21 protein-coding genes are annotated in these 16439 nt (G+C 70.0%); 7 read left to right on the top strand and 14 right to left on the bottom strand.

Annotated features, from left to right (window positions below; all coding sequences use genetic code 11):
* Nucleotides 1-77: 77 nt before the first annotated feature.
* The 3 genes from D8I30_RS08205 (at nt 78) to D8I30_RS08195 (ending at nt 2193) form a co-directional block, all read left to right on the top strand.
* The gene (locus D8I30_RS08205; RefSeq protein ID WP_121483453.1) at nt 78-1325 is read left to right on the top strand and encodes a hypothetical protein; all 1248 of its coding nucleotides are present in this window, start codon (nt 78-80) and stop codon (nt 1323-1325) included.
* 85 nt (nt 1326-1410) lie between these two features.
* Complete coding sequence (gene grxD / locus D8I30_RS08200) at nt 1411-1761, top strand: Grx4 family monothiol glutaredoxin (protein ID WP_121482313.1); 351 nt, start codon at nt 1411-1413, stop codon at nt 1759-1761.
* A gap of 6 nt (nt 1762-1767) precedes the next feature.
* Entirely contained in the window at nt 1768-2193 is a 426-nt protein-coding gene (locus tag D8I30_RS08195) for an acyl-CoA thioesterase (protein WP_121482312.1), read from the top strand.
* Nucleotides 2194-2369: 176 nt separating this feature from the next.
* Here D8I30_RS08195 and D8I30_RS08190 read toward each other — a convergent pair whose 3' ends face one another.
* Nucleotides 2370-2753 (bottom strand): hypothetical protein, encoded by a 384-nt coding sequence (locus tag D8I30_RS08190; RefSeq protein ID WP_121482311.1) that lies wholly within the window; start codon nt 2751-2753, stop codon nt 2370-2372.
* Nucleotides 2753-2884, bottom strand: a complete 132-nt coding sequence (locus D8I30_RS14935; RefSeq protein WP_276118556.1) for a hypothetical protein — start codon at nt 2882-2884, stop codon at nt 2753-2755. Before D8I30_RS14935 ends, D8I30_RS08190 begins: the two co-directional genes overlap by 1 nt.
* 149 nt (nt 2885-3033) lie before the next feature.
* On the opposite strand from D8I30_RS14935, the gene D8I30_RS08185 reads away from it, so the two are divergent.
* Entirely contained in the window at nt 3034-4149 is a 1116-nt protein-coding gene (locus D8I30_RS08185; RefSeq protein WP_121482310.1) for an oxidoreductase, read from the top strand.
* 18 nt (nt 4150-4167) lie between these two features.
* Here the strand turns inward: D8I30_RS08185 and D8I30_RS08180 are convergent, their stop codons facing one another.
* Together D8I30_RS08180 and rpsD are read right to left on the bottom strand one after the other, a co-directional pair.
* Nucleotides 4168-4563, bottom strand: a complete 396-nt coding sequence (locus D8I30_RS08180) for a hypothetical protein (protein ID WP_162938836.1) — start codon at nt 4561-4563, stop codon at nt 4168-4170.
* Between the two features lie 139 nt (nt 4564-4702).
* Nucleotides 4703-5320, bottom strand: a complete 618-nt coding sequence (gene rpsD, locus D8I30_RS08175) for a 30S ribosomal protein S4 (protein WP_121482308.1) — start codon at nt 5318-5320, stop codon at nt 4703-4705.
* 274 nt (nt 5321-5594) lie between these two features.
* Here rpsD and D8I30_RS08170 point away from each other — a divergent pair, with 274 nt between their 5' ends.
* Entirely contained in the window at nt 5595-7079 is a 1485-nt protein-coding gene (locus tag D8I30_RS08170; protein WP_121482307.1) for an amidohydrolase family protein, read from the top strand.
* A gap of 245 nt (nt 7080-7324) precedes the next feature.
* Here D8I30_RS08170 and D8I30_RS08165 read toward each other — a convergent pair whose 3' ends face one another.
* Complete coding sequence (locus D8I30_RS08165; protein ID WP_121482306.1) at nt 7325-7936, bottom strand: superoxide dismutase; 612 nt, start codon at nt 7934-7936, stop codon at nt 7325-7327.
* A gap of 182 nt (nt 7937-8118) precedes the next feature.
* On the opposite strand from D8I30_RS08165, the gene D8I30_RS08160 reads away from it, so the two are divergent.
* Nucleotides 8119-8307 (top strand): hypothetical protein, encoded by a 189-nt coding sequence (locus D8I30_RS08160; RefSeq protein WP_121482305.1) that lies wholly within the window; start codon nt 8119-8121, stop codon nt 8305-8307.
* Nucleotides 8308-8501: 194 nt separating this feature from the next.
* Here D8I30_RS08160 and cckA read toward each other — a convergent pair whose 3' ends face one another.
* The 4 genes from cckA to fliQ form a co-directional block, all read right to left on the bottom strand.
* Complete coding sequence (gene cckA, locus D8I30_RS08155) at nt 8502-10586, bottom strand: cell cycle histidine kinase CckA (RefSeq protein ID WP_205570678.1); 2085 nt, start codon at nt 10584-10586, stop codon at nt 8502-8504.
* Between the two features lie 222 nt (nt 10587-10808).
* On the bottom strand, nt 10809-11885 hold the full coding sequence (gene flhB / locus D8I30_RS08150; RefSeq protein WP_121482304.1) for a flagellar biosynthesis protein FlhB: 1077 nt from the start codon (nt 11883-11885) through the stop codon (nt 10809-10811).
* The gene (fliR, locus tag D8I30_RS08145; protein WP_121482303.1) at nt 11878-12648 is read right to left on the bottom strand and encodes a flagellar biosynthetic protein FliR; all 771 of its coding nucleotides are present in this window, start codon (nt 12646-12648) and stop codon (nt 11878-11880) included. Before fliR ends, flhB begins: the two co-directional genes overlap by 8 nt.
* Before the next feature lie 9 nt (nt 12649-12657).
* A complete protein-coding gene (gene fliQ, locus D8I30_RS08140; RefSeq protein WP_121482302.1) occupies nt 12658-12921 on the bottom strand; it encodes a flagellar biosynthesis protein FliQ in 264 nt (87 codons plus the stop codon).
* Between the two features lie 174 nt (nt 12922-13095).
* Here fliQ and folE point away from each other — a divergent pair, with 174 nt between their 5' ends.
* Nucleotides 13096-13683: a GTP cyclohydrolase I FolE gene (gene folE / locus D8I30_RS08135; RefSeq protein ID WP_121482301.1), complete on the top strand. Its 588-nt coding sequence runs from the start codon at nt 13096-13098 to the stop codon at nt 13681-13683.
* A gap of 8 nt (nt 13684-13691) precedes the next feature.
* Here folE and D8I30_RS08130 read toward each other — a convergent pair whose 3' ends face one another.
* The 5 genes from D8I30_RS08130 to flgB all read right to left on the bottom strand — a co-directional run bounded on the left by D8I30_RS08130 (nt 13692) and on the right by flgB (nt 16293).
* Nucleotides 13692-14561, bottom strand: a complete 870-nt coding sequence (locus D8I30_RS08130; protein ID WP_121482300.1) for a tetratricopeptide repeat protein — start codon at nt 14559-14561, stop codon at nt 13692-13694.
* A gap of 95 nt (nt 14562-14656) precedes the next feature.
* The gene (locus D8I30_RS08125) at nt 14657-15040 is read right to left on the bottom strand and encodes a VOC family protein (protein WP_121482299.1); all 384 of its coding nucleotides are present in this window, start codon (nt 15038-15040) and stop codon (nt 14657-14659) included.
* Between the two features lie 63 nt (nt 15041-15103).
* Nucleotides 15104-15427 carry a flagellar hook-basal body complex protein FliE gene (fliE, locus tag D8I30_RS08120; protein WP_121482298.1) on the bottom strand — a complete coding sequence of 108 codons (324 nt, stop codon included), beginning with the start codon at nt 15425-15427 and terminating at the stop codon, nt 15104-15106.
* A 13-nt stretch (nt 15428-15440) separates the two neighbouring features.
* Complete coding sequence (gene flgC / locus D8I30_RS08115) at nt 15441-15827, bottom strand: flagellar basal body rod protein FlgC (RefSeq protein ID WP_121483451.1); 387 nt, start codon at nt 15825-15827, stop codon at nt 15441-15443.
* Nucleotides 15828-15888: 61 nt separating this feature from the next.
* Nucleotides 15889-16293 carry a flagellar basal body rod protein FlgB gene (gene flgB, locus D8I30_RS08110; RefSeq protein WP_121482297.1) on the bottom strand — a complete coding sequence of 135 codons (405 nt, stop codon included), beginning with the start codon at nt 16291-16293 and terminating at the stop codon, nt 15889-15891.
* Nucleotides 16294-16439 lie beyond the last annotated feature (146 nt).

Raw genomic sequence — 16439 nt, 5'->3', positions numbered from 1 at the left:
CCATCGAACGGCGCTGCGTTTGCTTGGTCGACCCCCGGATCACCTTCGTGATCCCGAAGCGGGACGACGAGAGCGCCATGTTCGAATTTGGCAGAGATCTGAGGCGGCTGTTCGAGAAGGCCCGCGACAGCGACGATCTCGGCTGGCTGGAGCTGATCGGCGCAGGGCTCGTCGAGGTCGAAGCGCGGCAGCAGTCGACCGACGCGGGCCGAGTCTCCTGCGCCCGGCCTCATGACGCGGCCCTGCGCGCCGCCGCCCTGTGGCGCGAGCACGCGCGTCGTTGCGGCTCGGCCTCCAGCATCGAGCGGGCCGAGGCCGCGGGCCGTGACGCGGCCACGGGCGCCGTCAACGACGACCAGGCCGGTCGCGCCGCCCTCGATCTGGCGCAGACGGCCATGCTGGCCTTCGACCTGCACGGCGGGCCCGAGCGGCTGACGGCGGCGCTGGCGCTGCTGGCCGGCCTGCCGCCCGCCCGGCGCGCCGACACGGTCGCCGCCAGGGCCGCCCTGCACGCCCGCCTGCGCACGCGCCAGGGCCTGCTGTCGGGGCGCCTGTCCGAACTGACCGAGGCGGCCGCCCTGCTGGACGCGGCCCTGTCCCACGCCAAAGGCGGGCGCACGGCCGAGGACGACCTGCGCATGGACCGCGCCGCCGTGACGCTGGAGGCCGGGCTGATCGCGCGCGACCCGCGCCTGCTGGACCAGGCGGGCCGTGACCTGCGCGCCCTGGTCGAGGCCGCCTCGCCGGAGCAGCGTCCCCTGAGCCGCGCCCGCGCCCTGGCCCTGTGCGCGACGGGCATGGCCGCCCTGGCCGCGGTGGCCGGGGACGCCGCCGCGCGCGACCAGGCCCAGGCCCTGTTCGACGCCGCCGCCCAACTGTTCACCCCCGACCACAGCCCGCTGGACTGGGCCGCCATCCAGGTGATGCGGGCCGAGCGCGAGACCCTGCCCCCGCTCGTCCTGGCCCAGGCCGAGGCCTTGACCGAGGGCGGCGGCCTGGTTCTGGGCGCCCTGGCCCATGAACAGCGCATCGCCCAGGAGGCGGCGCGCGCCGGCGCCGTCGGCGACCTGTCCGCCCTGTTCGAGATCGAGGGCTCCCTGCGGCGACGCCTGATGCGGCCCTCGGTCTCGGCCACGCCCCTGGACTGGGCGGCCGAGCAGATCGGCCTGGCCCGCGTCGCCCTGGCCCGCGCCCGCTGGACCGGCGAGCCGCCGCGCGCCGTCGGCCTGATGCTGGCCGAGGCCGCGCTGACGGCCCGCGAGCACGGCGCCTCGGCCCTGGCCGAACGGGCCGAACGCCTGACGCCGCGCCCGCAGGTGGCCTGAGCGGGGCGCCTCCGCGCCACGCCCGGCCTTGACCCGGCCCCCTTGGGCGCCTAGCTCACGGGCTTCGCAGAAAGGTTCTGACACAGTGACCGAACAAACCGCCGCCGATCCCGTCCACGCCTTCATCGCACAGACGGTGGCCGAGCATGACGTGGTGCTCTTCATGAAGGGCACGCCGGATTCGCCGCGCTGCGGCTTCTCCTCGGTCACGGTCCAGATCCTGGACCATGTGGGGGCGCCCTTCGTCGGCGTCGACGTGCTGCAGGACGAGGCCCTGCGCGAGGGCATTAAGGTCTTCACGGACTGGCCGACCATTCCCCAGCTCTATGTGAAGGGCGAGTTCATCGGCGGCTCGGACATCGTGCGCGAGATGTTCCAGTCGGGCGAACTGGCCGCCCTGATGTCCGAAAAGGGCGTCGCCCTCGGCGAGGCCTAAAGCCCGATGGCCCGGCCGCAGCTGACGCCGCGCGAGGACCGCGAGGTCTTCATCGTGCCTCTGGAGGTGCGGCCGGAGCACATCGACGAGAACGACCACGTCAACAACGTCGTCTATGTCGGCTGGCTTCAGGACGTGGGCACGGCCCACTGGAACGCCCGCTTCGACGAGGAAACGCGCGCCAGATGGGCCTGGCTGGCCCTGCGGCACGAGATCGACTACCTGCGCCCGATCGCGCCCGACGCGACGGGCGTGACCGCCCGCACCTGGGTCGGCGACCCCCAGGGCGCCCGCTTCAGCCGCTATGTCCGCATCGAGGACGGCGAGGGCCGCCTGTGCGCCCAGGGCGTGTCCGAATGGTGCCTGGTCGACGCCAGGACCCTGCGCCCCGCCCGCATCCCCGCGGAGATGCTGGGGCCGTTCCAGGCGTGACCTTCTTCCTTCTCCCTTTGTGGGAGAAGGTGGCAGGCGGAGCCTGACGGATGAGGGGTGCCTGCACGCCCTACCCGACGAAGCCCGCCGCCTTGTGACAGACGGTCGATCATCCCGCCGCCACCCCTCATCCGAGCCCTTCGGGTCCACCTTCTCCCACCAGGATAGAAGGGTGATTACAGGCTGATCGGGTTCATCACCCGGACCGGCTCGCCGGCTTCCAGGCCCAGTTCGGCGTAGGTCCAGCTGACGGTCACGCCTTCGCGCACGATGGCGCGGCACAGGTCGGGCGCGCGGCGCACCAGGGTCAGTTCGGTCGGGTCGGCGTCCCGGATCCGCACCTCGAAGCTGGACGCCTCGGTGCAGCCGTTGGAGCCGACGACGACGTTCAGCCGCTGTCCGTCGAAGTCCACCCGACGGACGGCCTCCAGCGGTTCGGACTGGATCGAGGCGTGGTCCCCGGCCTGGATCGAGACCTTCTTCCCGCCTTCGTTGGAATAGATGACGCAGCCGCCCAGCAGCGGCAGCAGGGCGACAGCGACGAGGGCGGCCCCGCGCATCAGTCGCGTTCCGCCGGGCCGGAGTGGATCACGCGGGTGCTGCTCGGCTTTTCAGTGGCGATGATGACGCAGCCCGACAGTGCGGGCGCGGCGACAGCGGCGATGGCCAGGGCGATGATGATGCGACGCATAGGAGTTTCCCTTCTTGCTTGGCCGCACCCTGCCAGCGTCGCCGTGGGCATTCACGTGAATAATCGGAAAGGCGGGGCTTGAACCCAATCGCCACAGTCATAGCTACTGTGCACCCCTCCCCTCCAATCCGCCGTCGGGAAGACGTCCAATGAGTCTGCTGTTCACCCCTCGCGCCGTCGGGCCGCTGACGCTGAAGAACCGCATCGTGGTCGCCCCCATGTGCCAGTATTCGGCCGTCGACGGCGTGCCCCAGCCCTGGCACGCCCAGCACATCGGGCGCCTGGCCCTGTCGGGCGCGGGGCTGGTGGTGCTGGAGGCCACGGGCGTCGAGGCGGCGGGCCGCATCTCCTGGGCCGACACCGGCCTGTGGAACGACGTCCAGGAAGCCGCCTTCGCCAGGCTGATCCGCGACCTGCGCACCTATTCCGACACCCCGGTCGGCATCCAGCTCGCCCACGCGGGGCGCAAGGCCTCGACCAATCCGCCGTGGATCGAGCGCGGCGGGCCCGCCCCCGCCGACAAGGCCTGGGAGACATTCTCCGCCTCGGCCCAGCCCTTCAAGCCTGACTGGCAGGCCCCCACGGCGCTGGACGCCGCGGGCATGGACCGCGTGGTCGCGGCCTTCGCCGATGCGGCCCGCCGCGCCGACCGCGCCGGGTTCGACCTGATCGAGCTGCACGCGGCCCACGGCTATCTGCTGAACCAGTTCCTGTCGCCGCTGTCGAACGCGCGGACCGACGACTACGGCGGCGCCCTGGAGAACCGGATGCGCTTCCCGCTCAGGGTGGCCCAGGCCCTGCGCGACGCCTGGCCGCGGACGAAGGCGCTGGGCGTCCGCTTCAACGGCTCGGACTGGACCGAAGGCGGGATCACGGTCGAGGAGGCCCAGGCCTTCGGCGCCGCCCTGCACGCCATGGGCTACGACTATCTGCACCTGAGCAGCGGCGGCAACGTCGCCACGGCCCGCATTCCGGGCGATCAGCTGAACTATCAGGTCGCCTTCGCCGAGGCGGTCAAGGCCGCCGCCCCCCAGGCCAACGTCATGGCCGTGGGCATGATCGTCACGCCGCAGCAGGCCGAGGCGCTGGTGGCCGAGGGCCGCGCCGACCTGATCGCCCTGGCGCGGGCGGTGCTGGACGATCCCAACTGGGCTCATCATGCGGCCGTGGCCCTGGGCGAGCCGGAAGCGCTGCCGGTCCAGTATCAGCGAGCCGGGACCGAGCTTTGGCCAGGCTATGCGACGGCCCACGCCGCAGGGCGCTGAAGCGGGACGTGCGTCGCCCTACTGGCTGACCGCGGTCGCGTCGTTGAACAGATAGGGATTGTTGACCACGACGTGGGCGCCCGACGGCAGGCCCAACTCCTCGAAGGTCCATTCGATCTGCACCCCGTCCTTCACCGGGCGGGTGCAGCGGTCCTCGTCCAGGCGGCGCAGGGTGATCACCGCCGAATCCTTGAGCCGGGTGATGAAGGGCTTCACGTCGCTCTTGTCGGTGCAGCCGTTGGAGCTGACGCGGAACACGGCCAGGTCGCGCGTGAAGGCGACGGCGTGAATAGGCTCCAGCTGACCGGGCATGCCTTCAGTCGACACCAGCGCCGCCTTCGGCCCCTGGGCGCAGCCCGTCAGCACCGCGGCGACTGTCGCCACGACGGCGCAGAAAGCGATCCGACGGCTCATCTCCCGCCTCCTGCAGGCTCCTGACAGCCTGGCCACCATGCCTTGCTTCGGCCCAAAAGGGAACCGGCGCGGCTCCCATAAAGAAAAGAGGTCCCGGCGAACCGGGACCTCCCTCTGAACCCTTGATGGGTCGTCGCTCTTACGAAGAGTAGTATTCGACGACCAGGTTCGGCTCCATCTTCACCGGATAGGGCACGTCGGCCAGTTCCGGAACGCGGACGTAGCGGATCGAGAAACCGCGGTCGCCCTGTTCCAGGTAGTCGGGGACGTCACGCTCGGCCGACTGCTGGGCTTCCAGCACCAGGGCCATGTTGCGCGACTTTTCCTTGACCTCGACCACGTCGCCGGCCTTCACGCGGTAAGAGGCGATGTCGACCTTCTTGCCGTTGACGGTCACGTGGCCGTGGCTGACGAACTGACGGGCGGCCCAGACGGTCGGCACGAACTTGGCGCGATAGACGATGGCGTCCAGGCGCGATTCCAGCAGACCGATCAGGTTTTCCGAGGTGTTGCCCTTGCGGCGGGCGGCTTCGGCGTAGGTCGCCGCGAATTGCTTCTCGGTGATGTTGCCGTAGTAGCCCTTGAGCTTCTGCTTGGCCTTCAGCTGCAGGCCAAAGTCAGAGACCTTCGACTTGCGGCGCTGACCGTGCTGGCCGGGGCCGTAGGAGCGCTTGTTGACGGGGGACTTCGAACGACCCCACAGGTTTTCACCCATGGCCCGGTCGAGTTTGTACTTGGCGCTATGGCGCTTGGACATGTGTCACTCTTCATCATGATGCGGCCCGGCCCCTCCCCGATTGGAGCGGCGATCTCAACGGCGGTCCACGCATCGTCCGTAATGGACATCGCGCCTCGGGCTGGACCCGATGCGAGAAGGCCGGGCTTATGGCGGGCGCGGGCGGCGGAGTCAATGACGCCCGGCCCCGCGCGGCGCGGACGTCCGGCGGCGCTTCGTGACAAAAAGGAAACTTGCGCCCTCTCCGCTTCCGGCCAAGCTTGTCCAAATTGTGGCGAGACAGGAGCGACGACCCATGGCGCAGTCCCTGACGGCAACCCTCGCGCGCGTCGCGACCCTGGCGGCGGCGGCGGCCCTGGCGAACGCCGGAACGGCCCAGGCCCAAGGTCAGGCGGAGTTTCTGTCCATCACCGGACGCATCCTGGACGGGACGGGCGGCGCGCCGATAGAGAACGGGCGCATCCTGGTCAAGGACGGGGTGGTCGCCTGCGTCGGGGCCCTGCCCGCCTGTCCGCCGCCGCCCGGCGCGCGGCGGCTCGACGCCGGAGGCGGCAGTGTCATTCCCGGCCTGATCGACCTGCATTCTCATCCGCGTCCGCACTACTACGGCTGGTTCCTGGCTTCGGGCGTGACCACGGTGCGCTCGGCCAACACCTCGCTGGAAATGGCGCGGGCGCTGGACGCCCTGCCCGCCCCGCGCGCCGAACTGGTCTGGGCCGGGCCGCTGGTCGACGGCGAGAAGAGCATCCTCAAGCGCTTCTATCCGGCCGGCGAGGACGGCGCCCCCTCGCCCGCGCGCCCGGCCGACGGCCCCTCGCTGGAGGGGATAGAGCTGCTGGTCGCCCAGACGCCCGAACAGGCCGTGGCCGCCATCGACGCCCTGGTCGCGGGCGGCGCCCACTGGGTCAAGCTGTACGAACAACTGCCGCCCGAGGCCTATGCCGCCGCCGCGAACCGCGCGCGGGAGAAGGGCCTGCCGATCATGGCCGACCTGGGCATGGCCTCGACGCGCGGCCTGGGCCCGGCGGAGGTCGACCTGCTGCAGGCCGCCGCCATGGGGCTGGACACCCTGGAACACGCCAGTGGCGGCGCCCTGGCCTATCAGCGGCTGGGCGGCGACCTGAGCGCCGAGACCCTGGACCCCGTCCTGGTCGACCGCCTGGCCCGGGCGCTGCTGGAGGCCAACATCGCCCTGGTGCCCACCCTGTCGGTCTTCCACTTCAACGGCAGCGAAGAAACGCCCGAGGCGGGCCTCAAGGGCGTGCCCTTCGCCGACGCGGGGGGCGCCGTCCATGACGACCTGATGCAGCACTGGGCGGGCGTGCGCCAGCACCACCACGGCAACCCCGTCAACCTGGAGAAGGCCCGGCTGGACACCCGCATAGGCATGGCCGTGGCGCGTCGGCTGGTCGAACTGGGCGGCCGCGTCGGCGCCGGATCGGACACGCCCGCCGGGTCCTACACCCTGCCCGGCGGCGGGGTGCACCTGGAGATGGAGCTGCTGACCCGCGCAGGGCTGACCCCGTTGCAGGCCCTGTCGGCCGCCACCGGGACGGCGGCGGACATCCTGCAGCGCGACGACATCGGCCGGATCGAGGCGGGCCGTCGCGCCGACCTGGTGATCGTCGAGGGCGACCCCTCGCGCGACATCCGCGACACCCGCCGCCTGCGCCAGGTGATCCGGGCGGGCGAGGTCCTGGACCCGACCGTGCTGCGTGACGAGACCCTGGTCGACGGCGACGCGCGCCTGGCCGCCCTGATGGCCGCCAACCCGGAATAGAATTTCCGCGAAGCCCTCCCCCTCGATGGGGAGGGTTGGGTGGGGGTGAAGGCAGGACGTTCTCATCGGGAAGCGAGGAGACGCCGACGCCTCATGCGCCTCTCCTGACCTGTCGCGCCCCCACCCCCATCCCCGCCCTTCCCCCATCGAGGGGGAAGGGAGAGCGCCCCAAGAAAAACGGCCGCCGCCCCGGTCGGGGACGGCGGCCGTCGATCAGGCCGTCAGACGCTCGGCCCGCCGGAGGCTCAGGCCTTGGCGGCAGCGTACAGTTCGTTGACCTTGTTCCAGTTCACGATCGACCAGAAGGCGGCCAGGAACTCGGCGCGGCGGTTCTGGTACTTGAGGTAGTAGGCGTGCTCCCACACGTCGGCGACGAGCAGGGGCGCGCCCTTCTCCTCGGCGAAGTCCATCAGGGAGTTGTCCTGGTTCGGCGTCGAGATGATCTTCAGCTTGCCGTCCTGCACGATCAGCCAGGCCCAGCCCGAACCGAAGCGGCCCAGGCCCGCGGTGTTGAAGGCCTCCTTGAAGGCGTCCATGCCGCCCAGGTCGGCGTCGATGGCGGCGGCCAGCTCAGCCGACGGTTCGCCGCCCGTGCCGACCGGAGCCAGGCCTTCCCAGAAGAAGGTGTGGTTCCACACGCCGCCGGCGTTGTTGCGCACCGCGACCGGCAGGGTCGACATCTTGGCGAACAGCTCTTCGAACGACTGGCCCTCGACGCCCGCGGCGGCCACGGCCTTGTTCAGGTTGTCGACGTAGGTCTGGTGGTGCTTGTCGTAGTGGTAGCCCATCGTCTCCTTGTCGATGGCCGGCTCCAGCGCGTCATGGGCGTAGGGCAGCGGAGGCAGGGTGAAGGCCATGGGGAGACTCCTTTTAGGCGTGTGATTCCTCTGGCCCCTATCTAGGGCCGCGCGCGTCATACCCAAGCCTTGAGCGGCGCCTTTGTTCATATTTCTCGCCGCGCGGCCGATTTTCGGAACTCGACGGGCGAAACGGCCGTTTCCCATGATCGCTGGAACGATCGCCAGAAAGGGAAGCCGCCATGCCCCATCGCGTCACTTCTCGCGCCACCCCGCTCTCGGACGCGGAGGCCGAGAGCCTGCGCCTGCAGTTGCTGGAGGTCGTCCCTCGCTTGCGGCGCCATCACCTACTCGACCTCGCCGACACCCTGCACCAGGCCGCCCGCGAGCGGCGCTGGACGCCTGCTGAACGGCCGGATCTGAGGGCGTAGGGGGAAAGGCGCAGCGCTGCTTTCTCCCTCCCCGGGACGGGGAGGGAGAGGGGGCGTTTCTTCTCCTCCCCATGACATGGGGAGGTGGATCGGCGGCGTCAGCCGACGAGACGGAGGGGCGGCTTGGTTCCGCCGTCCTCGCCCCTCCACCGCTACGCGGTCCACCTCCCATTCCATGGGGAGGAAAGGCAGCGTCAGACCGCGTGGAGCTGCTGCTTCACCCGTTCGGCCAGGGTCTTGATGTCCAGCGGCTTGGGCAGGAAGGAGACCCCGACCTCGTCCTGCAGCAGGTCCGAGAAGTCGCTCTCGGCATAGCCCGAGATGAACATCACCGGGGCGTCGCCCAGGAAGGGCCGTGCTTTCCTGAGCAGCGAGGGGCCGTCCAGCCCCGGCATGATGACGTCCGAGATCAGCATGTCGATCTGTCCCGCCCATTCCTCGGCCAGGATCAGGGCCTCCTCGCCGTCGGCGGCCTCGATCACTTCATAGCCGCGCTGGCGCAGCAGGCGGGCGGCGATGCCGCGCACGGCGGCCTCGTCCTCGACGAACAGGATGCGGCCGGCGCCCGACAGGTCGCGCGGCGCCTTGACGACCTTCTCGACCACCGGGGCCTCGACCAGCTCCTCGGCCGTGGCGGCGGGCAGGAAGATGCGGAAGGCGGCGCCCGCATTCTCAAGATTGGCGACGGTGATGTGGCCGCCCGCCTGCTGGGCGATGCCATAGACGGTGGCCAGACCCATGCCCGTTCCCTCGTTCACCGCCTTGGTGGTGAAGAAGGGCTCGAAGATCTTGTCCAGCAGCGCCGGCGGCACGCCGGGGCCGGTGTCCGAGACCTCGATCAGGGCGACCTGCTCAGGGGCCTCACGCCAGCCCAGGCCGCGCGCCTCGGCGCCGGTCAGGCGGCGGGTGCGGATGGTGACGACGCCCGCGCCCGGCTCGACCACGCCGCGCATGGCGTCGCGGGCGTTGACGGCCAGGTTCATCACCGCCGTCTCCAGCTGACTCTTGTCGGCCAGCACCAGCGGCAGGTCGCGGCCGTAGTCGGTCTCCAGCCGCACGTCCTCACGCAGCAGACGGCGCAGCAACACGGCGAACTCCCCGACCAGTTCGCCCAGGTCCAGCCGCTCGCGCCGCACCGTCGACTTGCGCGAGAAGGCCAGCAGCTTGCGCACCAGATCGGCGGCGCGGATGGCCGTCTGGCGGATTTCGTTCAGCCCTTCGTAGGAGGGATCGCCGACCGGGTGGCGCTCCAGCAGGCCGGAAAGCTGCAGCTGAATCGCCGTCAGCAGGTTGTTGAAGTCGTGCGCCACCCCGCCCGCCAGCTGGCCGACGGCCTGCATCTTCTGGGCCTGCGACAGCTGCAGCTCCATCGACTTCTGCGCCGCCACGTCGAACAGCCAGATGCGGCGCTTGTCGCCCTCGGGCGCGACATAGAGGTGCAGGTGGCGGTCCGGGTGGGCGCGAGCGATCAGCTCGATCGGGCCGGACGATCCGGCCTCCAGCTTGGTCTTGGCCTCGGCGACGCCCGCCGGGTCGAACAGATGGCCGAAGGCGGCGTCGCCCGAGGCGGCCGGGCCGGTCAGCAGGGACAGGGCCGCGTTCGGCTCCTCCACCCGGCCGGCGAACAGGTCCTCGCCGCCGATCACGGCCGAGCCGAAGGGGGCGCCGGCGGCCATGGCGCGGGCCTCGCCGGTCGGGGCGGCGGCCTGGGGCGCGGCGGGCGGCGGCGGAGCCAGGGGCAGGAAGGCGTCGGGCGCGGCACGAACGAGGAAGCGCCCCTGCCCCGCCTGGCCGATCAGCACCTCCTTCTCGCGCGCGCCGATCTGGACGATGGCGCGGCCCTGATGCCCTTCGCGCGCCTGGGCGAAGGCCATGTAGAGGGCCTGGGCCGACTTGCCGCCGCCCTTGCCCGCCCGGGGCAGGGTGGTGACGGCGCCGTTCTCCTCGGCCCAGGCGGCGTTGTAGGCCAGCACCTGGCCCGACGGCCACACCAGGGCGGCGGGCTCGGCCATGGCGTCCAGCATCTCGACCGCCGTGTCGCCGCTGGCGCGCCGCACCTCGGCCCGGCCGAAGGCGAACAGCCAGATCAGCGCCGTCGCCCCCGCCGCGAAGATCAGGATCAGTCCCGGCGCGGTGAAGGCGCTGGCCCGGAACGCCGGATAGGCGATGGCCGCGGTCGCCAGGGCGAAGCCCAGGGCCATCAGCACCAGCAGGGGGTCGAACGTCGGACGGCGCGTGGTCCGCGCCTTCAACCGGTCTTGCGGTCGGGAAATGGTCATGGCGCCTCGCCCGCGCGAATCAGGGTTCGTCAGCATAGTTCTAGCACGACGCCTCTCCCTCCCCGTCCCGGGGAGGGTGGCTGCGGCCGTCAGGCCGAAGCCGGGTGGGGAGGGCCGGGCGATGGGGAGCGCGGCGCTTGATCAGCCAAGCCGCCCCCACCCGGTCGCTGCGCGACCACCCTCCCCGGGACGGGGAGGGAGAGGCGCCGCGCCTCTCTCCCCTCACCGCCGCTTCCGCTGCTGCATGACGAAGCCGATGATCTTGGCCGCCGCCTCGAAATGTTCGCGCGGAATGATGTCGTCGACCTCCACCGCCGCATAGAGGGCGCGGGCCAGGGGGACGTTCTCGACGATGGGCACATCGTGCTCCCTGGCCACCTCGCGGATGCGCAGGGCCAGGGCGTCGACGCCCTTGGCGACGCAGACCGGGGCGCCGTCGCCCTGGTCCGGCTCATAGCGCAGGGCGACCGAATAGTGGGTCGGGTTGGTGACGATGACGGTGGCGTCGGGCACGGCCTGCATCATGCGCTGACGGCCGCGCTGCATGCGGATCTGGCGCAGCTTGGCCTTCACGTGCGGGTCGCCTTCGGACTGTTTGAAGTCTTCCTTCAGCTCTTCCTTGGTCATCCGCATCCGCTTGGCGAAGCGCATCTTCTGCCACAGATAGTCCGCCCCCGCCGTCAGCCCCAGGAAGACCAGGGCCGACATCATCAGCGCCAGGGCCAGGTCGCGGGCGAAGGGCAGGATGGCGGCCGGGCTCATGGCGGCCAGGTTCTCCAGCTCGCGCGTGTGCGGCTTCAGCACCCACCAGCAGACGGCGCCGATGGCCACCAGCTTGATGAAGGTCTTGAGGAACTGCACCAGGCCGTCCGGGCCGTAGATGCGCTTGACCCCCTCCAGCGGGTTCACCTTGGACCACTTGGGCTTGATCTTCTCGACGGTGAAGATGAGGCCCGACTGGGCCAGGTTGCCGCCCACCCCGCCCAGGATGACCGCGAACATCAGCGCCGCCAGGAAGGGCGCCGCCGCCCAGACGGCGCGCATGGCGATCTCGACCCCCGCCCCCGCCTCCAGCCCGCCGATCATGGCGTGCGGCTGGGCCAGGAAGGGGGTCAGTTGCTCCGCGATCTGCGTCGAGAACCAGCCGCCGCCGGCCAGCAGCACCGCCGCCGCCCCGGCCAGGGACAGGGCCGCCGCCACGTCCGGCGACTTGGCGACGTCGCCCTTCTTCCGCGCGTCCTCGAGTTTTCGCGGGGTGGCTTCTTCTGTCTTCGACTCGGGATCGGCGCCTTCAGCCAAGCGCGCCTCCCGTGAAGAAGGCCGCCACCGAGCGGTAGCGGTCGATGAAGACGGTCCCCAGCACGCCCAGGCTGAGCGTGAACACCGACAGACCCAGGATGACGCTCAAGGGCGCAGCGGCGAAATAGACCTGGAAGCTGGGCATGACCCGCGCCACCAGGCCCGAGGCCAGGTTGAAGATCAGGGCGAAGACCAGCACCGGCGCCGCCAGCTGCACCCCCAGCATGAAGCTCTGGCTCAGGGTCTTCACCGCCATCTGGGTGAAGTCCGACACGATCAGCGGCTTGGCCGGGGCGATGGCCTCATAGGAGCCGACGATGCCGCCGATGAACAGGTGATGGGTGTTGGTGGCGAAGACCAGCGTCACCCCCAGCAGCATCAGGAAGGCCGACAGGGTGGTGCCCGGCTGGGCCTGCAGAGGGTTGGCCGTCTGGGAGAAGCCCAGGGTCGTCTGCATGGAGACGACCTCGCCCGCCGTGGTCAGGGCCGTCATGAAGCTGCGCAGGACGGCGCCGATGGCCAGGCCGGTCAGCACCTCGCGGATGACCCAGCCGACGGTCGCCCCCAGGGTGGCGGGCAGGCCCGGCAGGGCGCCGCCGACAATGGGCCACAGCGCCAGCGACAGCACCAGGGCCAGCGACAGCCGCACCCGCGGCGGCACATAGGATTCGCCGAAGCCGGGCAGCATCATCAAGACGGCGCCGACGCGGGCGAAGATCAGCCCGCCGGCCCAGACCTGATCCGCCGTGGCGTAAGGCTCCATGCCGCGCCCTTACATGCCCGCGATGCGGGCGGCGATCTCGCGCATGAAGCCGCCCAGCAGGGCGCCCATCAGCGGCAGGAACAGCAGCAGGGAGACAAAGATGGCGATGATCTTGGGTGCATAGACCAGGGTTTGCTCCTGGATCTGGGTCAGGGCCTGGAACAGGCCGATGGCCACGCCGACCACCAGGGCCACGATCAGGACCGGCAGGCACAGCTGGATCGTCAGCCACAGGGCGTCGCGACCCACATCCAGAACTTCCGCGCCGCTCATCGACCACTCCCGGGAACCGGGCAGAAAATGCCGACACCATGGTTAACAGGGCGTTTAGAAATCCGCCTTCCTTCCGCTTCCCCCAAACCGCCCGTCCCGGCGAAAACAAAAGGGACGCGGCGAAGATGCACTCCCGGCTGGATTGCCCGGCCCGTCCGGCTATATGGACAAGCCATGACCGATCACGCTCACAAACCGTCCGTCTCCCAGGAAGAAGCCGAGGCCGCCGTCCGCACCCTGATCCGCTGGGCCGGCGACAATCCCGACCGCGAAGGGCTGATCGAAACGCCCAAGCGCGTGGCCAAGTCCTATCGCGAGCTGTTCCAGGGCTATGAGGTCGAGCCGCGCGACTATCTGGAGAAGACCTTCGAGGAGGTCGGCGGCTACGACGAACTGGTCGTGCTGAAGGACATCCGCTTCGTCAGCTTCTGCGAACACCACATGCTGCCGGTGGTGGGCAAGGCGCACGTCGCCTACCTGCCGACCGACCGGGTGGTGGGCATCTCCAAGCTGGCCCGCGTGGTGCGCGGCTATGCGCGCCGCCTGCAGATCCAGGAGAAGATGACGTCGGAGATCGCCAACGCCATCCACGAGGTGCTGCGCCCCCACGGCGTCGGCGTGGTCATCGAGGCCGAACACAGCTGCATGACCATGCGCGGCGTCGACGTCCCCGGCGCCAGCCTGACCACCAGCTGCCTGCTGGGCGCCGTCCGCGAAGATCCGCGCACGCGCGAGGAATTCCTGCGGCTGGTGCGGGGCTGACCCGCCCCCTATTGCCCGGGCCTCGGCCCGGGCAATAGGGCGACGCTCGGCGCGACAGGGGGCTGGCCGGCCTCCAGCCCGTCGATATAGGCGAGCTGCGCCTTGGCCAGGCCGTCTTCCGCGTCCAGCTCCAGCGCCGCGTCATAGGCCGCGCGGGCCTCCTTGAGGCGGCCCTGCTCGATCAGGCTGAACCCGCGCCCGCGATGCAGCGGCCCGGCGTTCAACAGGATGCGCAGCGAGTCCGAGGCCAGGGCCTGATCCAGAACCGCCAGGGCCTCGTCATGACGCCCGCCGACCTGAAGGGCGGACGCCTTTTCCTTCACCAGCATCCAGTCGTCGCCCTGCAGGGCCAGCCCCCGATCAAGGATCTTCACGGCGTCATCCAGCCGCCGACGCTCCACCGCTTCGCTGCCCAGGATCAGGGCGATGAGGGGATAGACGTTCGCCTGCCGCCGCACGGTCACCGCGCGGACGCCCTCGCCGCCGGCCAGGGACTGGATGACGGTCGCCAGCACCATGACTTCGCCCAGGTCGTCCGAGCGGATGATCCATTCGCCCTTGTCGCGCTGCTCCATCTGGGCATAGGCGGCGGGTGCGCCGTCGAGGGCGCGCCGCAACCCCGGCAGATGCCGGTCCAGCCCGGCGTATCCGCGCGCCTGAACATCACGCATGGCCCGCTCAAGCAGTTGCAGGTCGGCCCGCTCCTGGCGCGAGAGCTCCCCGTCCACGATGTTGACGGTAACCTTGGGCGCCGCCGCATCTGCCCCTGGCCCAGCGGCCTGCATCGCCGCCGCGGCGGCCGTCGCTGGGGCCATCGGCGCCATCAGACCCAGGACAAGGGCCAGGGCGCCCGCCCGCTTCGCCGCCACGAACCTCATGCTCGCCCCCGCGTCCTTCAACGGCCCGCCGTCAGAAGATAAATGACATCGTTATGTTAACGCGCAAAGGCGACGCCTGGGAAGAGAGGCCGGCGTCAGGCCGCGCCGGTTTGGCCGACCAGATGCAGGATGTTGCCGTCGGGGTCCTTGAACCAGGCCATCCGCATCGTCCCGCAGAGATGGACGTCGCCTTCGCGCGGCATCTCGTCGTAATGTTCGAAGGCGACGCCCTTGGCCTTGAGGGCGGCGACGATGTCGTCCAGCTCGACCCCCACGTCCCAGGACACGGCGTTGGCCTGGTTGGTCCCGGCGAAGGCGGACTGATAGACCGTCAGCCAGGTGTTCCCGGTGCGGTAACCCAGCATCCCCTCGTTGGCGGTGTCCGCCAGGTTCAGCCCCAGCACGTCGGAATAGAAGGCCCGGGCGCGGTCCAGGTCCTTCACCGCCACGATGGCGGACGAGTTCTTGTTCTTGAGCATGATGGTTCTCCGCAATGCGTAGAGAACCGTTGAGGGCGGCGAATGATCCGTCGCCTTTCTCCGTCAGATCGGCATCCGCATGATTTCCTGATAGGCGGAGATCACCTGGTCGCGCACCGCCATGACCGTCTCCAGAGAGGTCTCGGCCGAGGAGATGGCCGTGACGACGTCGATCAGATTGCCCTGGCCCTGGACCGACTGGGCCATCTGGGTCTCGGCGGCGCGGGTCTGCTGCGTCGTCTGGGTCATGACGTTCTGCAGCAGGTCGGCGAAGCCGCCCGCCGCGTTCGGCCCACTCGAGGCGGCGGCGTTGGCCGAGGTGGTGACGCTGACGCCGCCCCCGCCCTGAACGGCGGCGTAGGCGCGGGCGGCCATGATGGGGTTCATGTCCTAGGCCCTCTTACTTCTTGATGATGTCGAGGGTGCGGGACTCCATGTTCCGCGCCGTCTCGATGACGTTCAGGTTGGCCTCATAGGCGCGCTGCGCCTCGCGCATGTCCATGGCCTCGACCAGGGTGTCGACGTTGGGCCGCATGACATACCCTTCCGCGTTCGCCGCCGGGTGCGAGGGGTCGTAGTCCATGCGGAAGTCGCTCTGGTCCGGCCGCACCTCGGCCAGGACCACGCCGGTCGCGCCGTCGACGTCGCGGGCCTGGAACACCGGCGTCTGGCGCCGATAGGGCTGACCCCCGGCGACATTGGCCGTCGACTCCGCGTTGGCGATGTTCTCGGCGATGATGCGCATCCGCGACTGCTGCGCCTTCAGCGCCGTCGAGGCGACCGCCATGGCGGTGTTGCGCGGGGTGACCGGGCGGCCGTTGATCGGATCAGGCATGGCTCAGTCTCCCTCAGGCGCCGGGTTTCTTGGCGGCCATGCGGATCATCTGCATGGACTTCTGGTAGAAGCCGATGGCGGCGTCATAGGCCATGCGGCTCTCGGCCATCTTGAGCATCTGCTCCTCGACCACGACCGAATTGCCGTCCAGCGTGGTCTCGGAATCCGGGGCGCTGGCCGCCTCGAACCGCGCCGCCTGGCCGGGCGGCGAGATGTGGCGTGCGTTGGTGGCGATCATCCGTAGGCCCCCGCCCGTCCGCATCGCCTCGGCGAAGTCGGTCGGCGTCTTCAGGTCGCGCGCGACATAGCCGGGGGTGTCGGAGTTGGCGACGTTCTGGGCGATCACCCGCTGGCGGTCGTCCAGCCAGCCCAGACGGCCCTTGATCTGATTCAGCAGCGGCAGGTCGGTGACGGACACGCGAATCCCTCGGACGAACGGATCGGCAGAATTTGCCGCCTGCATGGTTAATATTCGGTGTTCCTAAACGCGCCGTTAACCACGTGCGTCGAATGATGCTCCCGAAGCGCCGCGTCCGCGCGCCGTATTCGTGTGCGACTTTTTTC

Origin of the sequence: Brevundimonas naejangsanensis (assembly GCF_003627995.1) — a bacterium.
Classification (GTDB): domain Bacteria; phylum Pseudomonadota; class Alphaproteobacteria; order Caulobacterales; family Caulobacteraceae; genus Brevundimonas; species Brevundimonas naejangsanensis_B.
This window is presented reverse-complemented; position numbering and strand designations above follow the sequence as displayed.